Origin of the sequence: Pseudomonas sp. H11T01, from assembly GCF_048515765.1 — a bacterium.
Classification (GTDB): domain Bacteria; phylum Pseudomonadota; class Gammaproteobacteria; order Pseudomonadales; family Pseudomonadaceae; genus Aquipseudomonas.
The window spans coordinates 63039-74466 of sequence record NZ_JBLYED010000032.1 but is presented as its reverse complement, the minus strand read 5'-3'; the positions used below and the strand labels follow the sequence as shown (position 1 = coordinate 74466).

The window sequence follows — 11428 nt, the reverse complement described above, 5'->3', positions numbered from 1 at the left end:
TCCCGAACTCAGCAGTGAAACGATGCATCGCCGATGGTAGTGTGGGGTTTCCCCATGTGAGAGTAGGTCATCGTCAAGATTAACTTCCGAAACCCCTATCTGCATCTGCAGGTAGGGGTTTTGTTTTAAGTAGAAGCTACTGATTTTGCTGGCACGTTATCGCTGTAACGGGCTGGCCACAGAATTTCTTGACGACCATAGAGCATTGGAACCACCTGATCCCATCCCGAACTCAGCAGTGAAACGATGCATCGCCGATGGTAGTGTGGGGTTTCCCCATGTGAGAGTAGGTCATCGTCAAGATTGAATTCCGAAACCCCTGTCTGCGTAAGCAGACAGGGGTTTTGTTTTTGTGTCGCCGAAAACCAGAGTGATGCCTTGGGCCAGACCGCAATGGTATGGCCAGCCTCGGTTTGTCTCGTGCACGTGATTCAACGCTTGCCGTTCGATTAACCCTTTCAAAAAATACGTTTGACCGCTTTAGTACGCCGCTCGGCGGGTTTCTGGCAGTTATGGCGTTCCTTTCTTAAAAATCGCTAAGTTTTAGCCGTTTTGTGCCGACATCTCTGGTGAGACATGCGCGCACCAAAGTAGAGCGGCCATAGAACGCTGCCTGCGCTGTTATATGGAATGTTGCAACACGGACCGCATCCCCACTTTCAGCATAAGAAGACCCATGAAATGAATCTCAAGTTCAGCCATAAAATCCTTTTGGCCGCTTCAGGCGTAGTGGTTCTGGCTTTTGCGTTGTTCACTTTGTACAACGACTACCTGCAGAGAAATACCATCAAGCAAAACCTCGAGTCCTCTGTAGAGCAAGCCGGCGACCTGACCGCCAGCAGCGTACAGAACTGGCTCAGCGGGCGAATTCTGGTACTGGAGAACCTGGCCCAGAACGTTGCTCACCAAGGTGCCCAAGCGGACTACCCGGGTCTGGTGGATCAGCCTGCATTCACCTCGAACTTCCAGTTCACTTATGTCGGGCAAGTCAACGGCACCTTTACCCAGCGCCCTGACGCAAAAATGCCGGACGGCTACGACCCGCGTCAGCGTCCTTGGTACAAGCAGGCAGTGGCTGCTGACAAGACCATGCTGACCCCGCCTTACATGGCGGCGGTTGGCGGCCTGGTGGTGACCATCGCGATGCCGATCAAGAAGCAAGGACAACTGCTCGGCGTGGCCGGTGGTGACCTGAGCCTGGAAACTCTGGTGAAGATCATCAACTCGGTGGATTTTGGTGGTATTGGCCATGCTTTCCTGATCAGCGCCGACGGGCAGGTGATCGTCAGCCCGGATAAAGACCAGGTGATGAAGAACCTCAAGGACATTTATCCGGGTTCTTCGGTACGCATCGAGAAGGGCAATCAGGAAGTCCTCCTGAATAAACATGAACGCATCCTGTCCTTCACGCCAGTGACCGGTTTGCCTAACGCGAATTGGTATATCGGCCTGTCCATCGACAAGGACAAGGCCTACGCGCCCTTGAGCCAGTTCCGCACGTCGGCGTTGATCGCGATGTTCGTTGCCGTTACCGCCATTGCGGTGCTGTTGAGCCTGCTGATCCAGGTGCTAATGCGTCCGCTGACTACCATGGGCCGAGCGATGCAGGATATCGCGCAAGGCGAGGGCGACCTGACCCGTCGTCTGACGGTAGAAAACAAGGATGAGTTCGGCGAGCTGGGCGGAGCATTCAACCAGTTCGTGGAGCGGATTCACGCTTCGATTTCTGAAGTGTCGTCGGCCACGCGGCAAGTGCATGACCTGTCGCAACGGGTCATGGCATCGTCGAATGCCTCGATCGTTGGCTCCGACGAGCAAAGCGCGCGGACCAACAGTGTGGCCGCCGCGATCAACGAACTGGGTGCCGCGACTCAGGAAATTGCCCGCAACGCCGCTGATGCTTCGCAGCACGCAAGCGGTGCGAGCGAACAGGCGGATGATGGGCGTCAGGTGGTGGAAAAAACTATTCTGGCCATGACTGAGCTGTCGCAGAAAATTAGTCTGTCCTGTACCCAGATCGAAACCTTGAATGCCAGTACCGACAACATCGGGCACATTCTCGATGTGATCAAAGGTATCTCCCAGCAAACCAACCTGCTGGCCCTCAACGCCGCCATCGAAGCGGCGCGTGCTGGTGAAGCCGGTCGTGGTTTTGCAGTGGTGGCGGATGAGGTGCGCAACCTGGCGCATCGCACCCAGGAATCGGCTGAGGAGATCCACAAGATGATCACCTCGTTGCAGATTGGTTCTCGCGAGGCGGTGACCACCATGAACGCTAGCCAGGTTTCCAGCGAAGAAAGCGTTGAAGTGGCGAATCAGGCCGGTGCCCGTTTGGTCAGCGTGACTCAACGCATCACCGAAATCGACGGCATGAACCAGTCGGTGGCGGCGGCGACGGAAGAGCAGACCGCGGTGGTGGAAACCCTCAATGGCGACATCAACCAGATCAACCTGCTGAATCAGCAGGGCGTGGTAAACCTCAACGAAACCTTGAAGGATTGCGATGCCTTGTCGCTGCAGGCCAACCGCCTGAAGCAGTTGGTCGACAGCTTCAAGATTTGATCGCTGTTTGAAGTAAAAAGAAGCCCGCTGTGGGGATGACCCGCAGCGGGCTTTTTCATGTTCAGGCAAACAGTTTGAGCACGTTGTTCATCGAGTCATCGGCAAAGCCCTGAACGAAGTCCTTGAACTCCTGCATCGCGTCAGCGCCGCCCTGAGCCGGTTCGGCGATGATGGTCCAGGTCGCTCGGGATTTGCCTGCACCCAGCGGCTCAACGGTCATGGCGGCCCACAGGTTGGCGACGCCCAGGGAGTTGTAGATCGTTGTCCAGGTCATGCTCAACGCCTGATCGTCCCGTGAGTTGAGTTGCTCGACCACCAGATTGCCGTCCTTGAAGAACTTCTTGCGCAACGAAGTCACGCCTTCACCGGTCATCTCGATATGGGACAGTGCGGGGATGAATTTATCGAAGCCGGCGAAGTTGCCGACCACTTCCCACACTCGCGGTGCGTCGGCAGGAACCTCGACCGAGGACACAACGTGGCAGCCATGAGGGTTTTTGATCAGGGTATCGGGTTGCAGAGTAGTCATGGTGTGCTCCAGTTTGGTTTGGGTTTGATGAATCAGATGAAGTCGATTTCTTTCAGGTAGTCGCAGCCCTTGCGCAGCAGCGCGGGGGATTTTTGCGGGTAGTGCTCGCCCATCAACCGGACACCGGCCTGGGCGTTGTCGTGGCCGATCATCGAGATGTCGCCGATGTCTTCCTCGAATCCGTTGAGATAAAAACCCAGCACGCCGAACAGCGCGTTTTCGCTATCGACCCTGCCCAGTTGCTGTTGCCAATCGGCGACGCTGACCATGCGGAACTCGCGGCCGGCCTCGCGAAAGGACGCTACATACGCGTCCCAGCTCAGCGGCTCGGGGTTGTGCAGGTTGAACACCGCCTGCTCGGGCTGATAGCGGCTGGCGTGAAAGGCGATGAAACGGGCGAGAAAGTCCACCGGCATCAAGTCGAAGTTCAGGGTGAACTCTGGCACCTGGCCCAGTTGAATCGAGCCCTTGAGCATCAGCATCAGGCGATTCTTGTGGGGTTGGCAGACGCCCGTGAGGCTGTTGAAGCTGATGTTGCCGGGCCGATAGAGATTGACCCGGACACCCCGCTCGCGCGCGCGTTCAAGAATCCGTTCGCCGACCCACTTGGACAGGTTGTAGCCGTTCTTGATGTAGATCGGCGGCGTCTGCGCGGCAGGCTGTTCGAGGACCCGGCCATCGGCGTCGATGGTGCTGGAGGCCGAGAGTGTGGAGACGAAGTTGAAGATCTTCTTACTGCGTCCTTCGCACAATCGCAGGCATTCGAAAATCGGCTCGACGTTATCCCGAGCTAGCGACTCGTAATCCATGACGTGATTGACGTTGGCAGCGTTGTGCACCAAGGCGCCGAACTCCCGGTCGAGCCGTTCGTACACATCAGGCACTAGCCCCAGCTCAGGCCGGGTGATATCCGCCGCGTAAACCCGCACCCGGCTCAGGTCCAGATGCTCCAGACGGTTCTCGCGCAAGGAATGGGCAAAGCGCTCGGCGGCCGTTTGCCCGGCCCCGTCACGCACCAGGCACGCCACTTCGGTCGCGCCCCAGGCCAGCAGTGCTTCGACGATGTGCACGCCGACGAAGCTGTTGGCGCCGGTGACGATCACCTTGTGTACATCGCCCATTCGGCTGACCGGCAAGGCCTGCACATCCAGTTCGCGGAAGGCGTCGGCCATGGCCTTTTCGCTGAGGACTTCTTCGGTGCCACTGCCCCTGACCAGCGTCGCCAACTTGGCAATGGTCGGCACTTCGATGAAGCGGTTGATCGAAATGCTGCGCCCGAATTGTTCGCGCAAACGCAGGAGCATTCGCGACAAGAGAATCGAGTGGCCGCCGAGATTGAAGAAGCTTTCGTCGGTGGAAATGTCGCTGGCCGGCAACTCCAGCAGTTCGGCCCAGAGTTCGAGCAATTGCGCTTCGTCGGCTGTTTCGGGTAATCGACACTGGTGGTTTTCAAGGAAACTGACGGGCAGTTCCAGCAGCGCTTTGCGATCGACTTTGCCGTTGCTGGCGTAGGGCATGCTTGCCAGTTCGGTCCAGGCGGCTGGCTGCATATAGTCCGGCAGAAACTGCACCGCGTGCGCTTTCAACGCTTCGCGGGCGCTGCCCGGCTGGTCTTCCTGAGGTTGGGCGAGGAAGGCCAGAATCCGTCGATTGCTATCGATGACCACCGCGACCTGACGGAACAACTGGCTGTCGCGCAAGCAGCGTTCAATCTCTTCTGGCTCGACCCGGAAGCCGCGAATCTTGACCTGATTGTCTCGTCGACCGCAGAGCTCAATCCCATCGGTGGTCCACTTCGCCATATCGCCGGTGCGGTAGGCGCGCAAGCTTTGGCCGTCGGGCAGTGGCAGGTGCAGATAGCGTTCGGCGGTCTGCTGTGGGTTGTTCAGATAGCCCAGGCAGACCCCGGGCCCGACGATGTACAGCTCACCAACGGTCTGCTCGGCAACGGGCTGGAAGTCTTCATCGAGAATCAGCACCTGACTGTTGGCAATTGGCGAGCCCAGGGTGCGGTTGCTGTCGCCGGCCTGGAGCTGCCGTGCGGTAATCAGCACTGTGGCTTCCGTAGGGCCGTAGAGGTTGTATAGCCGGCATTGCTGCGTCAGACGCTCGATCACGTAGGGTTCGCAGACATCGCCGCCGGTCATCACATGGTCGAGCCCCAGCGGCTGGTCGAGGGGTAGGATGCTCAGCAATGCTGGCGGCAGAAATCCATGGGTGAGACGCTGACGGCGGATCAGTTCGACCAATTGCAGTGGGTCGCGACGTTCGTCGTCAGTGGGAACGATCAATTCGGCGCCCTGGATCAGCGTCGGAAAAATATCAATCAGCGAAGAGTCGAAGCTCAGGGACGAAAACTGCAAAACCCGACTGTGCTCGGTCAGCTCTACGTAGTCGGCGTACCAGCCGGTGAAGTGGGACAGATTGCGCTGGCTGAGCAAGACCCCTTTGGGGTGGCCAGTAGTGCCCGAGGTGTACAGCGCCATACAGGGCGCCTCGCTGTCGGGGCGTCGCTGCATCAGCGGCAGCGAGAGATCCGCGTCGCAGGCGTCGATGCGGCTGATGTCCAGCCCGGGCATCTCGGCGCTGAGCGCATGTTGACCATCGTGTAGCAACAGTACCGCGCCGGCATTCTCCAGAATGTATTGCTGACGTTGCAGGGGATGGCCCGGCTCAAGCGGCAGGTACACCGCCCCGCTGCCGAGAATCGCCAGAATGCCTGCGTAAAGCGCGCTGGATTTCGGCAGGCAAATCCCCACCACCAACGGCCCGTCGACGGACCCGTATCGCTCCAGCAGCGGAAGCAATCGCTGTTGAATCGCTCGGCTGAGAGCATACAACTCCTCATAGCGCAGGGACGTGCTGGCCATGTTCAGCGCCGGCCGGCCGGCGAACCTCTGGAGACTGTGTTCAAGCCTTTCGATCATCGGAATTTCAGCCAGTAGCAACAGGTCCGGTTGGCTGGTGAGATTGAACCGATGCGCATAGGCCAGCCGCTCCAGCATCAACAGATTTTCTTGATGCCCATGGCAACCAGGTTCGACGGGTGCGGCATCCAGGAAATACTCGGCATCGCGTGAGAAACGACTGATCAGCAGGGCAACGCTGTTCACCAACTCGGCAATCACCCGCAGGCGCAGCGCCTGGCCATTGCCTGAGGGTTCATCTGCCACCGACAGGCGAGTCATCAAGCGCTGCGCGGTGCCCGAGCCAAACCAGCAGAGCACTTCGAGTTGCGTTAAACCAGATTCGCTTAGCGGCCCAACACCCAGCCGTAAGCTCAGCTGCGCGCAATCGCCAAAGTCGCGCAGACGTTGCGCCGAGATCACCAGACTGCCGTCGTCGATCAGGACGTCGGTGGCGCTGACCGGTTGTTCGTTCAGAGCCTGACTGTCCGTCAGGCGCGCGAGTGAGTGGCCATGTTGTTCCAGTTCCAGCGCCAGGTCGTTCAAGGCCTGGCTCTGGCCGATGAGCAGAATGTCGAGACGTCTCATGATGTTCTCCTCGGTTAAACCAGGTAGTCGCTCAGGGCGTCCTGGACGCACGGCGACTCCAGCAACGAACTGCTGCGGAAAAACCGCACGATGTTGGCGACCAGTGGGTGATGACGATTGATCGGGAAGGCCAGCCCGGATACTTCGTTCTTGAGTGCCAGCCTTGCGGCGTCGCTGAGCTGCAAGTGCTCGATCAACTGAAAGTCGAAGGCTTTCTGGATGTCGTTGGTCAGGTAGTGGGCGATGAACACCGGCAAAATGTGCGCGATGCATTGGCGATCGGCTTCGCTTGCGCCATGCCAATAGATCCGCACCAGCCGTGCCCAGAACCCGGAGTGGCGACCCTCGTCGAGCAGGTGGTCGGCCATCAGTCCCTTAATCGATTGCTTGACCGTGTCGTCCTTGGCGAATGCCGCGACATCGTTGGTTACGGTGTTCTCGGCAATCGCCACGCAAATCAGCTCCACGGCGGCGCGCAGATGTTCCGGCGCCAGCGCCAATGCCGCTGGAATCGCCCGGCTCAATTCGATTTCACAGGGCAGTTCTATCGGCGTGATGCCGGTCATGGCGATGGTCTGCTGCATAAAGTCCATCGCCACCAGCGCGTGGTAATCCTCATCCACCACCACGGTCATGGCGTCATACCGACAGGCGAACGGGAAGGGCACGGCGAAGCGATTTTTGGCGATGCTGCGTGCGGTTTTGTCGACGATTTCGGTTTCGAAGATCACCACATCATTGATGAACTTGTAGAGCGTCTGCACCAAGGCAAAATCCCGCTGCTCAGGACATTCGCGCAAAAAGGTTTCGCCCAGGACCAAGGGTTGCCGGCTCAGGGGATAGATCAGCTTGTCGTCGTTCTCGACCATGCGCCGTGGGCGGGTGCGGATGGTTGCCCGGCTTTCCCAGGCCTCGGCGAAGGATTGATAGTCGGCGGCGTTCATGCGCTTACCTCGGCGATCGTTTCACCCATGCTCAGGCGCAAGCCGTCCCACAATGCGATGCGGCTTTGCACGGCGGCGATGGCGGCGGTGTAAACGTCCTCTTCGCGTTGCGGGTCGCCATCGACCAGTCGTGCGAGGAGTTTTTCCGCGGCTGGGCCGTGGTCTTCGGAATCGACCTCGATATGCCGTTGCAGGTAGTAGCGGAAAGTTGGCGCCTGTTCGAAGCCGATGCCCCAATCGTCGAGGATGCGTTGGAACATCTGCGGGATGACGCTTTCGCGACCGTGTAAAAACGCTGCAGCAACGCTATGGCCCGGTGCATGCAGCGCCGTGTGCAGGGTGTGCCTGACGAAGTTCGCCGCGGCCGGGTCAACCTCTACGCTTTGCAGGGCGGTGTCGTAGCTCACGCCTTCGCGTTGCAACGCCACGAAACGTTCGACCGCCGCGGTGCTGGCGCCGACTTCGCGCATGGCATCCAGATACAACTCGAAATGGCTGTAGTGACCGCGATCGACTCGATCATCTGACTCTTCACCCAAGACAATTTCATTGATCAGTCGAGCCGCTTGAGGGTCTTGCGGCGGAAGCCAGGGCAGCTGGACGCAGGTGAGTTCCTGTTGCAGGCGTTTGGTCAGCGACATGAAATCCCACACGGCGAACACATGGGTTTCCATAAAGCGCTGAAGTATCGGGAGCGAGTTTATTTCTGAAAAAATGGGGTGTGCGCTCAACTCTGCTTTCTTTAGTTGAAGTAATTCTTTGTTTGTTTTCATGGTGTGGTCTCTGGCTTTTAAGCGTAAATGGGCGAAGTGCTAATGACGTTTTTATAAGTAACGGTGAACGCGGTTAACGTTCTAAATGGCGAATAAATGCCCCAAGCAAAAGTTGATGGAGTTCTAAGGTTGAGGCTGATTATGCAAGGCAGGACCAGTGCTGAAAGCCTTGTGAGCCATGGCGTGTAGGCCAGGCTGTAGATTGCGATTCAGCTTCCGGTGCCCGTGATGCAGATCACGACGACATGAATTGATTGGGCAAGTTCATGTCGGTGGAGAAAAATTAATACACGAGGCAAGTAGTGGGCAAGTGTTTTTTATATTATTTGTAAGTTGCAGTTTTTTGAGCGCGAGAAGTTGCAGTAAAACGAAAGGTTCACGTTTTATTGGGGTGAAGTTGTTCCTTCCGGCTTAATTAAGTCAGAATTAAAATACATGAGTGAATGCCTCACTCGGAGCAACTTTCTGGTTGGCAAATTGAAGTTGTTTGATGGTGTAGGAGGGCGGCCGGCCTCAGCCCAATCCTTCCCTTCCTGTGGCAAGCCTCCTTCTGTTAGTCCATTGCGCGAGGGCGGTGCGGGTAGATTCGCACGCCACTCGTCCATTTTTAGTCGGCAAACTCAAGAGTGGGCCCAAATGGATGGCGCTGCTATCACCGACGCATGGATGAAGGTGGTTTGAATCCTGGAAGTGGGAACTGATGCTCAGCCTCGAGCCGTTGCAGAGGTCTGAAAGATGCACCCCGCGGGCTGGGGTGCAACGAAAGGACGTGTCAGCAGATTATTCGCTGAGCAGCCCGAGATGAGTGTTGACGATCTGCAAGAGACGTTGCCGCGCAGGCGTGATGAAGAGGTGGTTGCCGGTCACTTCGATGAGTTCGAATTCGCGGCGGGTGAACTCACGCCAATTCACCATGCTTTCGGCCGGGGCGAGCGGGTCTTCGCTGCCGTATATGGCGGTCAACGGTACGCTCAGGCTGCGGTTTGACGAAAGCAGTGAGTGCAGGAGTGACGATACAGGCTGGCTATCTGGGCTACGACAACCAGAAATGAACAGATGACGGGTTTGCCCAGGATGTTGGGCTTCGCTCAACCTGGCCAGTTCATAGGCCAGAATGGCGCCGAGTCCATGCCCAAACAACGCATGCGGCTCTGACAGATAAGATTTGAGTGCCGTGAATGAGTCCGCGAGCAGTGGCGACCATTCAGAGTAGGGCGTTTCGTCCTGGCGTTTGCCATGGCCCGGAAGTGTGTAGATGAGCAATTCGATGTGGTCATTCAGCCCTCCCGCCCAACTGCAGAAGGGGTCGGGGCCGGCACCTTCCTGAGCGAAGCAGATTAACCGGATGTCGGTGGGCTGATCGGCGTTGAGCACCGTCAGCCACTTGCTGTTTTGAGTGTACACGGCCTTCCCCGCGCGCTTCACTGCGGCGCTTTTTTGCCCAAAGGATCAAGGCTGTTCAGGTAGCGGGTAATGACTTCGACGCCTCGGTTGAGGTGATTTTCGAGTGCCTTTACACACCGCTCGATGTCCCGCTCTTCGGCCATTCGAAGCAATTGCCGATGGTCGTCCTGGGAGATTTTCCCCAAGCCCATGGACTCAAGGTTGAAGCGCAGAAAACGCTCTTCTTCGATCAGGCCGTTTTCGACCAGATTCAGGAGTCGACGGTTGGGGGCCTTGCCGTACAGGGCCATGTGGAACTGGCGGTTTAGCGTTCCAATTTCGGCGTAGTCGGTTTCGGTCTCGAGGGTGTCGATACAGCGTGCGGCCTTGGCAAAGTCGTCTGCATCGAGCAAGGGAATCGACAGCCGTAGGGCTTCGGACTCCAGGAGGATACGCAACGCGTAAGTTTCTGCGGCATCGCCCTCGACCAGGGGCGCGACGACGGCGCCTTTGTGTGTGATAACGTGCAGCAACGACTGCGCTTCGAGTTGTCGCAATGCCTCACGCACCGGCATGCGACTCACCCCGAACAGGTCGGCCAGGTCTTGCTGGCGAAGGGCGGTTCCACACGGTAAACGACCATCAAGAATGGCCGAACGCAGGGTTTCCTCAATCACTGAGCGCGCGAGATGGGCGGGTATCGGCCCGCTGACCGGAATACTGCTCAAGGGGTTCGGCTTCTGTGTCACGACGACGCTACCCTGCTTTTGAAAAATGGGTGGGGTGATTGGATCCAATGCACACTAGTGATTGCCTGATTACTTGTCAAACCGCATGAGGTTCCTTTAAGGGTAGGTCCCCGACGCGGGCGAGATTGCCAAAAATGGCAGCCTTCGGCAGCTCCTGCGCCGACCCCTTACCCCCGTGGCTCACTCACCTAAGCTTAGCGCGTCTGATGATCCGTGATTGCACGGTGCCATTGTCTTTTACCTATCGAGCCTTCACCATCAATCGATTTCCAACCACCCCTTGGACTCATCGCATTGGCGGTACGTTTAGCCCTCCCACGGACCCTGCGCTGGCTTTGTTCTGCGATGCTATTGGCCGGCGTTCTGCTGGGCAGCCTGCAGGCCGATTGGGATTTCTCGCTGATCAGTCGTCGGGCCCAGGCGCTTTACGGACCGCTGGGTGAAGGGGCGCAACGGATCGATGCCTGGCAACGTTTATTGGCCACGCAAAAGCAGGTGGGTGAGCTGGAACAGCTCAAGGTGGTCAATCTGTTCTTCAACAAGCAAATGCGCTACGAAGAAGACATCGACCTGTGGCATCGGGACGACTACTGGGCGACGCCGATCGAGGCGTTGTGGAAGGGCGCGGGCGATTGTGAGGATTACGCCATTGCCAAGTACTTCAGCCTGCGCCATCTCGGGGTTTCCAGCGACAAATTACGGATCACCTACGTCAAAGCCTTGCGCTTGAACCGTGCGCACATGGTGTTGACCTACTATTCGAGTCCAGAGGCCATGCCCTTGGTCCTCGACAGCCTGATCGATGCCATCAAGCCGGCCAGCCAACGAACCGATTTGCTGCCGGTCTACTCCTTTAATGCCGAAGGCTTGTGGTTGCCCGGCGCCAAGGGCAACAAGAGAGTCGGCGACACCAAGCGCTTGTCACGTTGGCAGGATGTGTTGGAAAAAATGCAGGCCGAAGGTTTCCCGGTCGAGACGATTAACTAGGAGCACG

8 protein-coding genes and 1 rRNA gene are annotated in these 11428 nt (G+C 57.7%); 3 read left to right on the top strand and 6 right to left on the bottom strand.

All coding sequences use genetic code 11. The features are described from left to right. The first annotated feature begins 187 nt into the window (after positions 1-187). Positions 188-303, top strand: a 5S ribosomal RNA gene (gene rrf / locus ACN1C3_RS28930). A 378-nt stretch (positions 304-681) separates the two neighbouring features. Next, positions 682-2562 carry a methyl-accepting chemotaxis protein gene (locus ACN1C3_RS28925; protein WP_419119134.1) on the top strand — a complete coding sequence of 627 codons (1881 nt, stop codon included), beginning with the start codon at positions 682-684 and terminating at the stop codon, positions 2560-2562. Between the two features lie 61 nt (positions 2563-2623). Here the strand turns inward: ACN1C3_RS28925 and ACN1C3_RS28920 are convergent, their stop codons facing one another. The 6 genes from ACN1C3_RS28920 to ACN1C3_RS28895 form a co-directional block, all read right to left on the bottom strand. Beyond that, complete coding sequence (locus tag ACN1C3_RS28920) at positions 2624-3091, bottom strand: SRPBCC family protein (protein WP_419119133.1); 468 nt, start codon at positions 3089-3091, stop codon at positions 2624-2626. A 32-nt stretch (positions 3092-3123) separates the two neighbouring features. Further along, positions 3124-6585 (bottom strand): non-ribosomal peptide synthetase, encoded by a 3462-nt coding sequence (locus ACN1C3_RS28915; protein WP_419119132.1) that lies wholly within the window; start codon positions 6583-6585, stop codon positions 3124-3126. A 14-nt stretch (positions 6586-6599) separates the two neighbouring features. Continuing rightward, positions 6600-7529 (bottom strand): diiron oxygenase, encoded by a 930-nt coding sequence (locus ACN1C3_RS28910; protein ID WP_419119131.1) that lies wholly within the window; start codon positions 7527-7529, stop codon positions 6600-6602. After that, complete coding sequence (locus ACN1C3_RS28905) at positions 7526-8302, bottom strand: DUF3050 domain-containing protein (RefSeq protein ID WP_419119130.1); 777 nt, start codon at positions 8300-8302, stop codon at positions 7526-7528. The genes ACN1C3_RS28910 and ACN1C3_RS28905 overlap by 4 nt, the downstream gene beginning before the upstream one ends. Positions 8303-9082: 780 nt before the next feature. Further along, positions 9083-9706 (bottom strand): thioesterase II family protein, encoded by a 624-nt coding sequence (locus ACN1C3_RS28900; protein WP_419119129.1) that lies wholly within the window; start codon positions 9704-9706, stop codon positions 9083-9085. 17 nt (positions 9707-9723) lie between these two features. Next, positions 9724-10434 carry a GntR family transcriptional regulator gene (locus ACN1C3_RS28895; protein ID WP_419119128.1) on the bottom strand — a complete coding sequence of 237 codons (711 nt, stop codon included), beginning with the start codon at positions 10432-10434 and terminating at the stop codon, positions 9724-9726. Positions 10435-10728: 294 nt separating this feature from the next. On the opposite strand from ACN1C3_RS28895, the gene lapG reads away from it, so the two are divergent. After that, positions 10729-11421: a cysteine protease LapG gene (gene lapG / locus ACN1C3_RS28890; protein WP_419119127.1), complete on the top strand. Its 693-nt coding sequence runs from the start codon at positions 10729-10731 to the stop codon at positions 11419-11421. Positions 11422-11428: the final 7 nt, after the last annotated feature.